A 16,031-nucleotide genomic window follows, 5' to 3' on the forward strand; every position below is an offset into this window, starting at 1 on the left:
GCCAGGCGCCCGCGGCGACGGCCGCGGTGGTACTCCGATTTCCGTATGTCCCTCACGTGTCGTCCCTTTCGGTCGGTCATGTGGGTGGTGCTCGGATCGGGGGTCATGGCGCGGTGGTGGGTTCGTAGTCGAACCAGTCGAAGTGGGTGGTGCCGCTCGTCGCGTACATGCCGATGACGCGGCCGGTGAAGCCGCCTGCGACCTCGGTCGACAGGTAGCGGCCGTCGAGGGTGGCGAGCGTGGTGAAGGTGCCGTCGGGCCGTTCGAAGCCAAGAGAGATGGCGTCGGGGCTGGTGCGGGAGTCGTGCGGAGGCAGCGGGTCGGTGATGGTGACGCCCAGGACGACCGGCCCGCCGGTCAGGGGCTCCGCGGCCACGACGGAGCGCAGGGTCCCGACGCGGGCCATGACCCGCACCTCGGTGTCGGACACCTCGATCGCGTAGTGGTGCCGCTCGTCAAGCCGTACGGCCAGACCGCCGCATCCCTGCGAGGCGTCGATGAGGGTGCGCGCACGGCACCTCAGATGTTGCTGGCGCCGGCCGGCGAAGACGACGTCGGCCGCGTCCAGGGAGTCGCCCCGGGCGCGGAGCGTCAGCCAGCCCGGGCGTTCCTTGGTGGTGAAGTGCTCGGCCGGGCGGTCGCGCAGCGAGATCCACGACGGGCGCAGTTCGTTCAGCTCGAAGTCGTCCCGCTGCTCCTCGACGGGGCCGGGGGCAAGCGGCCACGGGAACTTCGGTAGATCCAGGGCGACTTCGCCGACGACCGGCCAGCCGTCCACCCAGGTGACGGGCGCCAGGAAGGTCTCCCGGCCGAGCACGTGCCAGCCCGGGGTGCCGCCGCCCGGCCGCACCCCGAGCATGACCATCCACCAGGATCCGTCGGGGGCCTGGACCAGATCCGCGTGCCCGGTGTTCTGCACGGGGTGGTCGGTTCCGCGGTGGGTGAGGATCGGGTTGGCGGGGCACGGCTCGAACGGGCCGCTGGGCGCATGGCCGCGGGCGATCGCCACGCCGTGGCCGCGCTCGGTGCCTCCCACGGCGATGAGCAGATACCAGTACTCCCCGATCCGGTACAGGTGCGGCGCTTCCGGGGCCTTGGCTCCCGGTGCGCCCGACCACAGCTTCTTCGGCGGCCCGAATGTCTCCCCGGTCGCCAGGTCGATCCGCACCTGCGTGACCCCGGCGACGGTGCACCAGCAGGTGCCGTCCTCGTCCCAGGCCAGATCGGGGTCGATGCCGGGCACGCCGGGCAGCCGGACGGGATCCGACCAGGGACCGGCGGGGTCGGTGGCGGAGACGACGATATTGCCGACGCCCTTGCTCACATTGGTGACGATCAGCCAGAAGCGTCCGTCGTGGTGCCGCAGGGTCGGGGCGTAGATCCCGGCGGAGGACGGCATGTCGGCCGGCAGGCTCAACTGGCTCGGCCGGTCAAGGGCGTTGCCGATCTGTGTCCAGTGAGCCAGGTCGCGGCTGTGGAAGACGGGGATGCCGGGAAAGTACTCGAAGCTGGAGCAGACGAGGTAGTAGTCGTCGCCGACGCGGCAGATGCTGGGGTCGGGGTGGAATCCGGGGATCACGGGGTTGGTGGGGCGGGTGGTGTCTGACACGCCACGAGGTCCTTTCGGGTACGGGAGATGCGCAGCGGACGGGTGCGCCGGTCAGGCCTGGCGGCGCGGTCCGACCGGTCGGGCAACGTGCGGGGTCACGAGCCGCGCAGCACCGCGCAACCGCCGGCGGGCAGTTCGTGGGCGACGGTCCCGGTGAGCAGATCGTGGGCCGGGCTCGGCAGGCGTACGGCATCCGTGCCGTGGTTGATCAGGAACTGCCAGCTGCGGCCGTCGGGCGCGTGCCGGGTGACGGCTTCCACGCCGGTCGGCAGGCCGGGAAGGCCGGGCGTGACTCCGGCCGCGTCGAGCAACTGGCGTACCAGAGCGCTGTAGTCGGCGTCCTCCAGGCGTGTGGAGAGATACCAGCCTTGTCCGCCGCCGAAGCGGTGGCGGGTCAGCGCCGGGCCGGCGTCGAGCATGCCGTGGGTGTACGTGGCGAGCGTCTCGGCGCCTTCGGTGTGCAGCAGTTCGCTCCAGACGGTGGCCCGCGATCCCTCGGACAGCTGGATCAGCTCGCCGTGTCCCAGTGGGCGGTACTCCTCGACCCGGATGCCCAGCGCCTCGCGCAGCGGCTGTGCGGGGTAGCCGCCGAGGCGGGCCTGCATCCGGTCGTCCGCGTAGGCGCAGGCGTACTGGACAAGGAGGGTGCCGCCGCCCTCGACGTAGCGGCGCAGGTTGGCGGCCGCGGCATCGGAGAGCAGGAACAGCGCCGGTGCCACGACAAGGCGGTAGCGGTCCAGCTCCTGCTCGGGATGTGCGAAGTCGACGGTGACACCGGCGTCCCACAGCGCCCGGTGGGCCCGGCGCAGTGTGCCGAGGTAGTCGAGTTCGGCGGAGGGCAGCCCGTCGGAGTCCATGGCCCACCAGGCGTCGGAGTCGTGCAGCACGGCGACATCGGCGTGGACGGTGGAGCCGGCGAGCTCGCCGAGCCGGGCGACGGCCTCGCCGGTCCCGGTGACCTCGCGGAAGATCCGGCTGTCGGGTCCTGCGTGCGGCACCATCGCCGAGTGCCACTGCTCGGCGCCCGCGCGGGACTGGCGCCACTGGAAGAACAGCGCGCCCTCGGAGCCCCTGGCGATATGGCCCAGACTGTGGCGCAGGATGTCGCCGGGCTCCTTGCCCAGGGTCCGGTCGCCGGCGTACACGGTGTTGGTGCCCTGCTCCATCAGCAGCCAGGGGGCGCCCCCGGCGAAGGAGCGGGCCCTGTCTGCGCCGAAGGCGGTGTCGGCGGCGGCGTCCAGGCCCGGCGCGCTCGGGTAGTGGTCGATGCTGACGACGTCGACCTCGCGGCCGAAGGCCCACAGGTCGAGGGTCTGGTAGCCGGGCAGCATCAGGTTGGTGGTCACCGGGCGGTCGCTTGCGGCGCGGATCGCGTCGCGCTGCTCACGGAAGGCTGCCAGTGCCTCGTCGGACCAGAAGCGGCGGAAGTCGAGCGCCTGCCCGGGGTTCTTGTGCCACTGGGTGGCGCGGGGCGGCTGGATCTCCTCCCAGGAGTGGTAGCGCTGGCTCCAGAAGGCTGTCCCCCAGGACTCGTTGAGGGCGTCAAGGGACCCGTGCCGGGCCTGGAGCCAGAGCCGGAACGCCGCGGCGGTGTGGTCGCACCAGCACACTGACGCGTATTCGTTGTGGACGTGCCACAGCGCCAGCGCGGGGTGGTCGCCGTAACGCTCGGCCAGTGCCCCGGCCACGCGCCGGGCAGCGGCGCGGTAGGCGGGCGCGGCCAGGCAGTAGGTGTCGCGGCTGCCGTGGGTGAAGCGGGTGCCGTCCATCTGGACCGGCAGGGCGTCGGGGTGCGCGAGCGAGAACCACGGCGGCGGGGAGGCGGTCGGGGTGGCCAGGTCCACAGCGACGCCGTTGGCGTGCAGCCTCTCGAGGTGGGCGTCCAGCCAGGCGAAGTCATAGCGGCCTTCCTCCGGTTCAAGGAGGGCCCAGGAGAAGACCCCGACCGTGGCCAGGTTGACCCTGGCCGTGCGCATCAGCTCGTCGTCCTGCTTCCAGACCTCCTCGGTCCACTGCTCGGGGTTGTAGTCACCGCCGAAGGCGAGACCGCCGAGACGGTCCGTCAGGGCGTCGGCGGCCGGCGGGCGGGTGCTTCGTGAACGGGAAGCCTGCGAGGGGGTGGTCATGGTCCGGTCCTCCGGTCAGGGCGTCGGTGGTCGGTTCAGGCCGGTTCAGTTCGGGCCGGTTCGGTTCAGGCCGGGCCGGTTCGGTTCAGGCCGGTAGGCAGGGCGCCGAGGTCAGGGCTTGGGGGCCAGCCCGCGCCCGTCCAGCCACTCCAATTGCGCGGGCGGGTTGGACCCATAGCCGCCGCCGTGGTCGCCGAAGGGCCAGACGGTGATGGAGCGGTCCTCGCCTGCGTAGTGGTTGTAGGCGGCGTAGACCGTGGACGGCGGGCAGACCGGGTCCATCAGGCCGACGCTGAACAGGGCCGGTGCGGTGGCCCGCCGGGCGAAGTGGACGCCGTCGAAGTAGTCGAGGGCGGCGAGGGTCTGGTCGACCCGGTGCCGACTGTGCCAGCGCAGGTACTTGGCGACTTCCACATAGGGGCCCTCACCGCTGATCTGGACGGCACTGCGGAAGTGGCACAGGAACGGCACATCGGGCATGGCAGCCGCGACGCTGTCCCCGCAGAGCCCGGCCGCGGCCAGGGTCAGCCCGCCACCCTGGCTGCCGCCGGCCAGCACCATCCTGGCCGGGTCGAGGCCAGGGAGCTGCGCCACCGCGTCCACCGCCAGGACGCAGTCTGTGATCAGGCGGCGGTAGTAGTAGGTCTCAGGCGCTTCGATGCCGCGGGTCATCAGTCCCTCTGCCCACTGGGTGCCTTCGCTCGCACCCGCACCTCGGTCCGGGGTGTCGTGGCCCTGGCCACGGCTGTCGACCATCAGCTGGGCGTAGCCGGCCGAGGGCCAGAAGAGGTGCTCGGTGGGCAGTCCCCGGCCGCCGCCGTAGCCGAGGTAGGTGACGACGACCGGCAGCGGGCCCTCGGCCCCGCGCGGGCGCAGCAGCCACGCGGCCACCGCTGCACCGTTCCAGCCGGGGAAACGGACGTCGTCCACGTCGACGGTCCGCAGCCGGAACCGCTCGGTCACCCCCTGCACCCGCACTTCTCCGGCCCGTGCCCGTGCCCGGGCGTCGGCGAGGGTGTGCTCCCAGAACGAGTCGAAGTCGCCGGGCACGGCCGACTGCGGCCGGTAGTCGACGAGTTCGTCAAGTCCGAAGTCTGTCAGCGGCATGGGTCTGCTCCAGGACGGCGTTTGTGGTGGGTCGGGTCATGGAGTTGCCTATGGGGCAACTTGCACGATCCTCTCGAAGAGGAACTCGTGCTTGAGGAAGGAAACGTCGTACTCATGGCCCGGGTAGGGCGGCAGCAGTGGCGACACCTGGAACAGCCGCCAGCCGTCCCGCAGCGCGTCCGTGCCCGTGGCATAGGGAGGCACATCGCTGTCGCCGGTGGTCGGCGAGGTGTCGCCGGTGCCGTCGTAGCGCGACCAGCCGACGACGCGGGCATCCAGGAGGAGTCCGACAGGAACAGCACCAGCACCTGCTGACGCTGCGTCGAGGCGGTAGTGGTGGTCATATCGCCTCCATCTGGGGGCGGTTGGCGACCCTGGTCACCCAGTAGTCGAGGTCGAAGCCTTGGTCTCCGGTGAGCTCCCGCCACAGCAGAGACCGGTTGTAGAGCTCCAGGCGGCCGGCGGCCTGCTCGTACCAGGAGAAGGTCTCGCCCAACGCCGCGAGGACCTCCGGAGAGTCCAGGTCCGTGGTGTCCCACAGCCGTTGCTGACGGACCGTCGGATTGAACCGGATCTTGAACATGTAGCGCGTCGAGTCGCTGTCGTTGCGACGGCCGCCGTGCCAGATGCCGTGGTGCACGAAGACCACCGTGCCGGCCGGGCAGACAAGGCGGTCCTGGCCGAGCAGGTTCTGGTAGCGGCCCGTGTCCGTCTCGTTGACCCGCCGCAGGTGGCTGCCGGGGACGCTGAGCGTGCCGCCCATCTCCAGGGTCACCTCCTGCGGGTAGTGCATGAGCTGCACGTCGAAGGCGTCGGGGCGGACGTCGATGATCGCGTCGGCGTGCAGCGACTGGGCCGCCCCGCCGCGTGGTTCGCGGATGTGCACCGCGTCGTGGTCGACGGTCGGCTCGGGGCCCACGAGACTGCGCAGCGCCCCGGCCACTTCAGGGACCTCCAGCAGCCTCTTGGCCAGGGACCCGTCCGGGTACGCCTTCGACAGCGGGGTTCCGTACGCGACGTGCGGGCCCAGCGCCGAGGTCGCCATGGCCTCGGCGTTCAGCTCCGCAGGGACCACCGCGTCCAGGCGCAGCGAACCCCGCGCCACGAACTGTGCCATCTGTACGGAGCTGAGCAGTGTCTCGTGTTTCTCCATGTCTGCCTCGCTGGTCGGTTGTTGTTCTTCGCTCATGGGGTTCAAGGACTCCGTACGGATCCTGAGCTCTCCCTGGCCGTGAGGACGGACCGAAGCAGGGCGATCTCCTCGTTGGGCCGGCCGTCGAGCTGGGACATCAGCAAGTCCACGGCGCGGCTGCCGAGTTCTCTCGCCGAGCCGGTGACGGCGGTGAGCTGGGGCGAGTGCTGCTCGGCGAGTTGTTCCGGGCACAGCACCACCACGGAGGCGTCGTCAGGGACGACTCGCCCCGAGGTCCGCAGCAGGGACAGCAGCGGGCCGATGGCGCCCTCGTTCTGGACCACGAATCCGGTGGTCCCCGTGCGGTCGGCGAGGATGCGGGCGGGCGCTCCCGCGGTGGACTCGAAGGTTCCCTCGCAGGGGCGGTGCACCACCCGCAGTCCCCGTTGCCGAGCGGCTTCCCGGAAACCGGCGATCGTCCGTTCCGCATAGCCGGAGTGCCGCCGGTAGACGGCCGGAGCGTAGCCGATGAAGGCGGTCTCCCGGTGTCCCAGCTCGGCCAGGTGTTCCGCGCAGAGCGCCCCGGCGCGGGCGAAGTCGTGGTCCACGCATGCCAGTTCGCTCGGGTCCGCGGGCAGACCGATCAGCGTGGCCCGGGAGTCGGTCTCCCGCAGCACGGCGATGCGCGGGTCGTCGAGCTGGACGTCCATCAGGATCACGCCGTCGGCACGGCCGCTGCCCGCCACCCGGCGCAGCCCGGCAGGGCCCTCGTCGTTGGTGAGGAGCAGGACGTCGTAGCCGTGCCGGCGTGCCGCCATGGTGACGGCGAGGGCGATCTCCATCATGACCGGCACACAGACGTCGGTGCGCAGCGGGACCACCAGCGCGATGATGTGCGACCGTTTGCCCGCGAGCGTTCTGGCGCCGGCGTTGAGGTGGTAGCCGAGCGCTCGGATCGCCTGTTCCACCCGCTCCCGGGTGGGCGGGGAGATCGCCCGCTTGCCGCTGAGCACATAGCTCACCGTGCTCGGCGAGACTCCCGCGACCTCGGCCACCTGGGCCAGTGTCACCATGCCGGTCAGCCCTTGACCGCGCCGGTGAGCACACCGGTCCTGAAGTGCTTCTGCATGAACGGGTAGACCATCAGGATGGGCACAAGCGTCAGTACCACCACGGCCATCTGCAGTGACAGCGGCGCGGCCTGGGCGTGCCCGGCGGAGGCGCCGTTGTCGACCGAGCCCGGCATGCCCAGCCCCTTGGACACGTACTGCAGCAGCACGTACTGCAGTGGCCACTTCTCGCTCTCGGTCGGCATGTAGAGCATCACGTTGAAGAAGGAGTTCCAGTAGCCGACCGCGTAGAACAGGGTGATCACCGCGGTGACCGCCTTGGAGGTGGGCAGGACCACCGACCACAGGGTGCGCCAGTCCCCTGCGCCGTCGATCTTGGCGGCGTCGATGGTAGTTGGCCACTTCCAGGAGCTCCAGGATCTGGGCCTTGGAGAGCTTGGCGTTCAGGTAGCTGACAATGGTGGTGTTGGGGCCGAGGAAGGTGCTGGGAGTGGACTTGCCGTCGGCCGCGAAGATGTTCAAGGCGCCGCGGCGGTAGTCCTTGTCGGCCGCGGTCCCGGCCTGGTTGTCACTCAGGTTCCACGCACCGAGGCCGTCCCCGGCGATCAGGACGTCGCCTGCGTGGAAGCGGGTTTTGCCGCTGTTGTTGCCGGCCAGCGCGCGGGGTGCATGAAACCGGACTTGGCCAGCTTGTAGTGCCAGTCCAGGGCCTCCAGGAGCTGGTCCGTCTCGTACTTGTGGACCAGCTTGCCGTCGGTGACGGTGAACTTGAACGGCACGCCCCAGAACGGGCTCGCATAGGTCCAGATGTCGTCGAAGGCCCACACCTTGCCCTTGGCGTCGGTGCTCTCCTTGCCCAGGTTGTAGAGGTCGTCGGCGGACTTCACCTGGTCCGCGGTGATGCCCTTCGCGTCGAGGATGTCCCGGCGGAAGAAAGTGGTCCCGGGGAGCGCGAAGCCGCTGGCGAAGCAGGGGAAGCCGTATATCTTGTCCGCCCACGCCGCGTTGGTCCACGCCTCGGTGGGGATGGCCGCGAGGTTGGGGTACTTCTCGATCTTGTCCCCCGACAGATAGGGCGTCAGGTCGGCCAGCTGGGTGCCGACCAGGCCGCCCACGTTGATGCTGCGGTACCAGGTGGGTAGCTGGATCCAGTCCGGAAGCTTCTTGGCCGCCGTCATGGTCGGGACGATGGAGCCGTAGTTGATGCCGTCGACGGGCTTCATCTTCAGGTTGACGCCCAAGGCCTTGCTCATCGCCTGGGAGAAGGAGTTGCCCGGGTCCGGCACCGCGCCTAACGACGGGACGATCGCGGTGTAGCTGCCGCCCTTGCCGGGGACGCCGGAGACCGTCTTCACCGGATTGGCCGGGTAGTTGAGGTAGCCGGGGGCGGTCACCGTCCCGACCACGCCATTCACCGAGGGGATGTCCGGCTTGGCCGCCCTGCCCGCCACATAGGTCGGCAGGGCGGCCTTCAGGCCCTTCTTGCTACTAATTCCGCCCTTGTTGCCGCCGGTGTCGCTGCCGCCGCAGGCGGTCAACAGCGGGGACAGGGCGGCTGCCCCGGCCACGGCGGCGGCGCCGCTCACGAAAGTTCTGCGGTTGATTTCGGTCATGGGAGCGGCCCTTCGCCTGTTGGGGTGGCGGGTGGAGCGGCGGTTCCGAGGGGTGCTCGGGAACGATGTTTCGTTCCTGCGGAGTCGTCGAAGCGCTTGAATGTTGCCGAGAGATTAAGGGCCCTCTCGCCGCCAGGGCAAGAGAGGCGACAGGAAATACCGCGCTGAAACTGAAGTTATATTTCCTGGAAAGTTTCGCTTTACAGCACCTTGTTCCCATGCCAGCTTCGAAGCGCTTCAACGCTGATCCCCGACTGTCGAAATCCGCAAGGGACAACTACCTGTGAGCACCGCTGCCGCCACGCTGCCCTACCGCGATGCCGGGCTCCCCCTGGGCGAACGCGTCGAGGACCTGCTCTCCCGGCTCACGCCCGAGGAGCGGATCTCGATGCTGCATCAGTACGTGCCGGCGATCCCCCGCCTGGGCGTCGAGGAGTTCCGCACCGGCACCGAGACCCTGCACGGCATCGCCTGGCTGGGCCGGGCCACCACCTTCCCGCAGGCCGTCGGCCTGGGCGCGACCTGGGACGAAAGGCTGATCCACGCGGTCGCCGAGGCCATCTCGGTCGAACAGCGGGCCTTCCACCACCACCGGCCACCGGCCGTCGGCACCGGCCGCAACAGCCTGCAGGGCTGGGCCCCGGTGGTGAACCTGCTGCGCGATCCGCGCTGGGGCCGCAATGAGGAGGGCTACTCCGAGGACGCCCTGCTCTCCGCCCGACTCGGCGACGCCTTCTGCCGCGGAATGTCCGGCGACCACCCCGAGTATCTGCGTACCGCGCCGATCCTCAAGCACTTCCTCGCCTCCAACAACGAGGACGACCGCTGCACCACCTCTTCCGGCGTGCGCCCCCGGGTGCTGCACGAGTACGACCTGGCCGCCTTCCGGCTCGCCATCGCCAGCGGTGCCGCCACCGGTGTGATGGCCGCGTACAACCTCGTCAACGGCCGCCCCTGCCACGTCAGCCCGCTGATCGAGCAGCAGCTGCGCCGCTGGGCCGAGCCCACGGGACATGACCTCTTCGTGGTCTCCGACGCCCAGGCGCCCTCCAATCTCGTCGATCCCGAGCACTACTTCGACGACCACGCCGAATCCCACGCCGCGGCCCTCAAAGCGGGCATCGACTCCTTCACCGACAACGACGCGGACACCCTGACCACGTTCCAGCGCATCAGCACCGCCCTCGAACGGGGCCTGCTCACCATGGACGACGTGGACCGCGCGGTCCGTCGGCAACTGTCGATCCGCTTCCGCCTCGGCGAGTTCGACCCCGAACGCGACCCCTACGCCGGCATCCCCTGGGAGGCCGTCAACTCGCCCGCGCACCAGGACCTCGCCCTGCGCGCCGCCACCGAGTCGGTCGTCCTGCTCAAGAACGAGGGACTGCTGCCACTGGCCGCCGAACGCCGCGTGGCCGTCGTCGGGCCGCTGGCCGCCACCCTCTACGAGGACTGGTACAGCGGCAACCACCCCTACCGGATCACCGTCGCCGACGGACTCGGCGTCGAGGGCGTCGAGGGCGTGGACCGCATCGCCCTGCACACCCAAGACGGCCGCACCCTCACCGCGGTCGGCGCGGACGGCCTGCTCACACTGACGGACGCCCAACTCCAGGACCCCGCCGGTCAGTTCGACCTCTTCGACTGGGACCAGGAGGTACTCACCCTGCGCTCGGCCGCCACCGGCCGACACGCCTCACTGCGCGGCGCGGACCAGACCGTGGCCGCCGACCGCGACCAGCCGGGCGAGTGGTTCGTCCACGAAACCTTCGCCTTGGACTGCGCCGAGGACGGAACCGAACTGCTACGCAGCATGCTCACCGGCCGCTGGGCGCAGGCCAACGCCAGGACCGGCGTCATCACCATGACCGCGGACAGCGCCGACCAGGCACTGCGGTTCACCCGCAGCGTCGTCGTCGACGGCACGGCCGCCGCGGTCGCAGCCGCTCAGGCGGCCGACGTCGCGGTCGTCGTCCTCGGCAACGACCCGCACATCAACGGCCGCGAGACCGAGGACCGGGCCTCGACTCGGCTGCCCCCGGCCCAGGAGCGGCTGCTGCGCGCCGTCACCGCGGTACGTCCCGACACCGTCCTGATCGTGATGTCCAGCTACCCCTACGCCGTGGACTGGGCCGACGCCCACCTGCCCGCGGTCCTGTGGACCTCGCACGGCGGCCAGGAGACCGGCCGCGCGCTGGCCCGGGTGTTCCGCGGCGAGGCCGACGCCTCCGGACGGCTGCCGCAGACCTGGTACCGCGGCGAGGACGAACTGCCCGGGCGCCTCGACTACGACATCATCAAGGCCGGCTGGACCTACCAGTACCACGATGCCGCGCCGCTCTACCCTTTCGGCCACGGACTCTCGTACACCACCTTCGCGTACGGCGAGCTCAAGACCCGTGCGGCCGAACTGGCCCAGGACGGGGAGATCGCCGCGACCATCACCTTGACCAACAGCGGCACGAGGGCCGGTGCGGAGACCGTCCAGCTGTACGCCAGGGCCCTCGACGCACGCTATGCGGCGCCGCGGCTGAAGCTGATCGCCTATCAGAAGGTGCGGCTGGCCACCGGGGAGACCGCCGAGCTGGAATTCCGGCTCCCCACCGCGGAAGCGCTCAGCCACTGGGACGTGGCCACGGGCGCTTTCACCGTCGACCCGGGACGCTACGACCTGCTCGTCGCCCGGTCCGCCGCCAACCTGGTCGGCAGCGCCCGACTGACCGTCACCGGCCCGGCCCCCAGGCCGCGCGAAGTGCTCGGACGTCCGCTGCACGCCGTCGATTTCGACGACTGCCAGGACATCGCCCTGACCGACGCCAGCCGCACGGACGGCGACGCCGTCAGGCCCGAAGGCAGCCGCGGCGAGCTGCTGTTCCGCAACGTCGACCTGAGCGGCGCGCGCATGGTCACCGTCGAGGTGTTCCGCACCGCCGTCGGCACCGCGCTGCTCGAACTCTGGTCCGGTGAGCGGCTGCTGGCGGCCTTCACCGTGCCCTCGACGGGAGAGCGTTACGCCTGGACGACTGTGACGTCCCGTCTGGCCGAGCGGGTCGAGGGCGTGCACGACCTGCGGGTCGTACTCACCCGGGAGCAGCGCCTGAGCACGCTGTCCTTCGCCCTCTGAAGCCTCGCTGTCCTTCGCCCCCTGAGGTCTCGCTGTCCTTCGCCCCTTGAGACCGGTGGCGGCCCCGCTCCTGGTGAGGCGGGGCGGGGCCGCCACCTCCAGCCCTGATCTCTCCGGTGCGGACCCACTCCCCTGGCTCCGCACCGGAGTTGCTTTCCCTCGTCGAACGATCCCCCCGCCAACCGCTGCCACGGAGGCCATCCGATGCCCGTACTGCCGTCCCGCGTTCTGTTCGGCGCCGCGTACTACCCCGAGTACCACCGCATGGACCGGGTCGAGGCCGATCTCGACCTGATGGCGGAGGCAGGCTTCAACGTCATCCGCGTCGGCGAGTCGGTGTGGTCCACCTGGGAGCCCGAGAACGGACGCTTCGACCTGGACTGGCTGCAGCCGACCCTGGACGCCGCCCAGGCTCGCGGCATCTCCGTGGTCCTTGGCACCCCCACCTACGCCGTCCCGCCGTGGATGGCCCGGCAGTACCCGGAGATCGCCGCGGAGGATGCCACCGGCCGCCGCGCCAACTGGGGCGGTCGCCAGGAGATGGACTCCACCCACCCCGCCTTCCGCTTCCACGCCGAACGCGTGATCCGGCGCATCCTGGCCCGCTACGCCGACCACCCCGCGGTGATCGGCTACCAACTCGACAACGAGCCAGGATGCCGACTGCCGCACAACACCGGCGTCTTCCAGCGCTTCGTCGACGACCTGCGCTCCCGCTACGGCGACGTGGAGACGCTCAACCGCGAGTGGGGCCTGGTCTATTGGTCTCACCGGCTGACCGACTGGGCCGACCTGTGGACGCCCGACGGCAACGCCCAGCCCCAGTACGACGTGGCCTGGCGTGCCTTCCAGGCCCGGCAGACCAGCGAGTTCATCGCCTGGCAGGCCGGCCTCGCCCGGGAGTACGCCCACCCTGACCAGTTCGTCACCACCTGCCTCCACTACAGCCACGCGGCTCTGGACGACCAGCAGTTGGCGCAGAACCTGGACACGATCGCGGCCAACCCCTATTACGAGATGCAGGACGCGCTCGCCCTGCCCGCCGACCCGGAGCGGCCCTCGCACTCCTGGCTGGCCGGCGGGGTCTGGGGGCTGCTCCAAGGCGCGGACCGGGCCTGGGCCACACGCCAGGAACCCTTCCTGATCACCGAGACCAACGCACAGAGCGTCGGCGGCACTTACGACACCGTCCCGCCCTTCGACGGCCAGTGGCGCCAGGCTGCCTGGGCGATGGTGGCGCGCGGCGCGCGGATGGTGGAGTACTGGCACTGGCACACCCTGCACTTCGGCGCCGAGACCTACTGGGGCGGCGTGCTGCCGCACAGCGGCCGTCCCGGCCGTGCGTACGCCGAAATAGCGCGCTTGGGTGCGGAGTTCGCCGCAGCCGGGGCGGCTGTCGCCGGCCTTGAGCCCGACTGCGACATCGCCATGGTGTACTCGCTGCCCAGCAAGTGGCTGATGCAGAAGCACCCGCCGCTGGCCGGCGCCGACGGCGGTCCCGATGGCGGCTCTTACCACGGACTGTTCGACCCATTCTACCGTGGCGCGGTCGAGTCCGGGCGGCAGGTGCGGATCCTGCACGCCCGCCAGCTGCACGACCCGGCCGACCCGTCGGCGGGACTGAGCCCCGAACTGGTCGCCCAACGCCACCCGGTGCTGATCGCCGCCGGACTCTACCTGGCCGAGGACGGCATCCTGGACTGGCTCGACGCCTACGCCGATGCGGGCGGCCACCTGGTGCTCGGCCCCCGCACCGGCTACGCGGACGAGGAGGCCAGGGCCAGGCCCGAACCCGCCCCCGCCAGGCTCAGCCGCGCGGCCGGGGTCAGCTACGAGGAGTTCAGCAACCTCTCGGCCGAACTCCCCCTCGACACCCCGACCGGCAGCCCCCTGACTCTGCCGTCCGAGGCCCGGGCCACCCGCTGGGCGGACGGGCTGGTGCCGTCCGATGCCGAGGTCCTTGCCGAGTACCGGCACCCGCACTACGGCCGCTGGCCCGCGATGACCAGCCGCGCCCACGGCCGGGGCCGGGTGACCTGCGTCGGCACCGTCCCCGCCCCGGAAACCGCCAGCGCCCTGGCCCAGTGGCTGGCTCCTGAGCCACTCGGCGGCTGGCATCAGCTTCCCGCCTCGGTCACCGCCCTGACCGGCACCGCTCGGGACGGACGCCGCGTCCATGTCGTACACAACTGGAGCTGGCAGCCGACCGCCGCCTCCGCCCCCTGCGGCCTGGTGGACCTCCTCGCCGACGGTTCCGACCCGGCAGCGAAGGCTGCACTCCCGGCCGGGGCGCCGGTCGAGCTGGGGCCTTGGGATGTACGGGTGTTCGCCGCCGAATGACGGACCCTCATCCCATCGCCCACTTCTGGTTGGCGACACCGGGGCAGGTCCACAGCTGGACGAGGGTCCCACCGGGTGCCACCACCCAGGCGCCACCCGGCGGGGCAAGCACCGCGAGGGCGCAGACGGCACCCGTCGACCGCAGCCGTTCTGACGGGTGAGTACGCGCCCGCCGCACGGGCATCAGAGGGTGTAGGCGATACGGAGAGTGGTGGACGACGAGGCGTGCGTCCGATCCGGCTTCGAACTGAGGCCATCGCGATTGATCATGCCGAGATGCGCGATGCCTGGGCGGTTCGGTGCCGACGCATGCTTCCTGACCGCGCTGCCCTCCGGGCGGCGGGCTTCCTCCCGGAGGGTGCCGATCCCGCTCAACTCGACCAGCACGCCGACGCCTTGGCTGCAGGCGGGTCCGTTGGAACCCCGCCCGCCCCGACCGGCCCCGCTCCGGACCGGCGACGCTCAGGCATCGGGAGCCTGGAAGTCGCACAGCCACCTCCGGTCTGGGCCCCTTAGCAGCGTCATAGGGAAAGTTTCTTCGTTGCTTCCCTTTCATTTCCCTGGAAAGATGGCCTCGTGCCGTGGGACGGTCAACGACGCTTCGGACACAACTCCGGCAGTCCCGGGTCAGGTCAGGGATGTCACAATGGCCCGCACAAGGCCGCCGGGACACCGTGACTGACGGGCCCCGGGGCAGCCCGGCGGTGCAACCGAATCTGGAAGGGTGAACGTGACGACGGACTACCGAGCGGGCGAACCGGCAGCTGACGAACGGCGCTCGCAAGGAGAAGGGTCCGGCTCGGTCACGATCGCCTACATCGCGGAAGCCGCAGGCGTCTCCATCCCCACCGTCTCGAAGGTGCTCAACCGGCGTACGGGGGTCTCCGACCAGACCCGCGCCCGGGTTGAAGAACTCATCACCCTCCACGGCTACCGCAAGCCGATCGCCAATCGCAGCAATACGGTGGAGCTGCTGTTCCGCGAGCTGGAGAGCATGTGGGCGACCGAGGTCATCCGAGGCGTGGAACGCGTGGCCCGCAAGCACCGCTTCGGTCTGACGGTCACCGAGCTCGCCTCCCGCGACGGCCAGGCCACGACCGTGGACGACACCATCAACCGTCGCCCCAACTGCGTGGTGTCGGTCGCCCAACTGACGCCGATCGAACGCGCGCAGCTGCACGCCAAGGGGATCCCTCTGATCGTCTTCGACCCGGTGGACGAGCTCCCCGACGACGTTCCCTTCGTCGGCACCACCAACTTTCGAGGCGGCCACGCCGCGACCCGGCATCTGCTGGAGTTGGGACACCGCCGCATCGCCATGATCACCGGTCCGGACCACCCCGTCTGCCTGACCCGTAAGGCCGGTTACCTCTCCGCGCTGGCGGAGGCAGGCGTGACCGCCGACCCGACGCTGCTGGTCCAGGCCCCTCTGGTCCGTGAGCACGGGCGCATCGCAGCGCTGGAGCTCCTGGCCCGGAGCGAGCGGCCCACCGCTATCTGCACCACCAACGACATGCAGGCGCTGGGCGTCTACCAGGCCGCCAGGGAACTCGGCCTTTCCGTTCCCGCCGACCTGAGCGTGGTCGGCTTCGACGACCTGCCGATCGTCGCCTGGGTCGAGCCGCCGCTGACCACCGTGCACCAGCCGCTGACCGAGATGGCCGTCGCTGCCGCGGAGCTAGCACTCACGCTGGGCCGCGGCGAGGAGGTCTCGCAGGCCGGGGTCGAGATCGCCACCACACTCACGGTCCGCGGGAGCACGGCTCCGCCGAAGCGCGGCACACCCCGGCCAGGCAAGACCGCGTCTAAGTAGTCCCGCTGCCGACGGGTGCGCCGTCTCTGCCCGTCGGCAGCGACGCGACGGGCACATGGGACTGATCGGGGTACGCCAAGGGTCCGGTCCGCCAAGG

General features: G+C 70.5%; 11 protein-coding genes and 1 pseudogene. 3 read left to right on the plus strand and 9 right to left on the minus strand.

The window, feature by feature from the left end; all coding sequences use genetic code 11:
* Positions 1–103: 103 nt before the first annotated feature.
* The 8 genes and pseudogenes from ACGFX9_RS32785 to ACGFX9_RS32820 all read right to left on the minus strand — a co-directional run bounded on the left by ACGFX9_RS32785 (position 104) and on the right by ACGFX9_RS32820 (position 8,657).
* Entirely contained in the window at positions 104–1,609 is a 1,506-nt protein-coding gene (locus ACGFX9_RS32785; RefSeq protein ID WP_393481511.1) for a glycoside hydrolase family 43 protein, read from the minus strand.
* A gap of 95 nt (positions 1,610–1,704) precedes the next feature.
* The gene (locus ACGFX9_RS32790) at positions 1,705–3,735 is read right to left on the minus strand and encodes a beta-galactosidase (protein WP_393481514.1); all 2,031 of its coding nucleotides are present in this window, start codon (positions 3,733–3,735) and stop codon (positions 1,705–1,707) included.
* A 111-nt stretch (positions 3,736–3,846) separates the two neighbouring features.
* Positions 3,847–4,842 carry an acetylxylan esterase gene (locus tag ACGFX9_RS32795; RefSeq protein WP_393481516.1) on the minus strand — a complete coding sequence of 332 codons (996 nt, stop codon included), beginning with the start codon at positions 4,840–4,842 and terminating at the stop codon, positions 3,847–3,849.
* A gap of 48 nt (positions 4,843–4,890) precedes the next feature.
* Positions 4,891–5,186 (minus strand): annotated as a pseudogene (locus ACGFX9_RS32800) (hypothetical protein).
* On the minus strand, positions 5,183–6,031 hold the full coding sequence (locus ACGFX9_RS32805) for a phytanoyl-CoA dioxygenase family protein (RefSeq protein ID WP_393481519.1): 849 nt from the start codon (positions 6,029–6,031) through the stop codon (positions 5,183–5,185). Before ACGFX9_RS32805 ends, ACGFX9_RS32800 begins: the two are co-directional and overlap by 4 nt.
* A gap of 5 nt (positions 6,032–6,036) precedes the next feature.
* Positions 6,037–7,047 carry a LacI family DNA-binding transcriptional regulator gene (locus ACGFX9_RS32810; RefSeq protein WP_393481522.1) on the minus strand — a complete coding sequence of 337 codons (1,011 nt, stop codon included), beginning with the start codon at positions 7,045–7,047 and terminating at the stop codon, positions 6,037–6,039.
* A 5-nt stretch (positions 7,048–7,052) separates the two neighbouring features.
* The gene (locus ACGFX9_RS32815) at positions 7,053–7,382 is read right to left on the minus strand and encodes a hypothetical protein (RefSeq protein ID WP_393481525.1); all 330 of its coding nucleotides are present in this window, start codon (positions 7,380–7,382) and stop codon (positions 7,053–7,055) included.
* A 267-nt stretch (positions 7,383–7,649) separates the two neighbouring features.
* Complete coding sequence (locus tag ACGFX9_RS32820) at positions 7,650–8,657, minus strand: hypothetical protein (RefSeq protein WP_393481528.1); 1,008 nt, start codon at positions 8,655–8,657, stop codon at positions 7,650–7,652.
* Positions 8,658–8,940: 283 nt separating this feature from the next.
* Here ACGFX9_RS32820 and ACGFX9_RS32825 point away from each other — a divergent pair, with 283 nt between their 5' ends.
* On the plus strand, positions 8,941–11,781 hold the full coding sequence (locus ACGFX9_RS32825; protein WP_393481531.1) for a glycoside hydrolase family 3 C-terminal domain-containing protein: 2,841 nt from the start codon (positions 8,941–8,943) through the stop codon (positions 11,779–11,781).
* Between the two features lie 204 nt (positions 11,782–11,985).
* Positions 11,986–14,121 (plus strand): beta-galactosidase, encoded by a 2,136-nt coding sequence (locus tag ACGFX9_RS32830; protein ID WP_393481534.1) that lies wholly within the window; start codon positions 11,986–11,988, stop codon positions 14,119–14,121.
* Positions 14,122–14,304: 183 nt separating this feature from the next.
* Here the strand turns inward: ACGFX9_RS32830 and ACGFX9_RS32835 are convergent, their stop codons facing one another.
* Positions 14,305–14,508: a hypothetical protein gene (locus tag ACGFX9_RS32835; RefSeq protein WP_393481537.1), complete on the minus strand. Its 204-nt coding sequence runs from the start codon at positions 14,506–14,508 to the stop codon at positions 14,305–14,307.
* Positions 14,509–14,851: 343 nt separating this feature from the next.
* On the opposite strand from ACGFX9_RS32835, the gene ACGFX9_RS32840 reads away from it, so the two are divergent.
* The gene (locus ACGFX9_RS32840; RefSeq protein ID WP_393481926.1) at positions 14,852–15,934 is read left to right on the plus strand and encodes a LacI family DNA-binding transcriptional regulator; all 1,083 of its coding nucleotides are present in this window, start codon (positions 14,852–14,854) and stop codon (positions 15,932–15,934) included.
* Positions 15,935–16,031: the final 97 nt, after the last annotated feature.

This window comes from Streptomyces sp. NPDC048436, assembly GCF_043200355.1.
Taxonomy (GTDB): Bacteria; Actinomycetota; Actinomycetes; order Streptomycetales; family Streptomycetaceae; genus Streptomyces.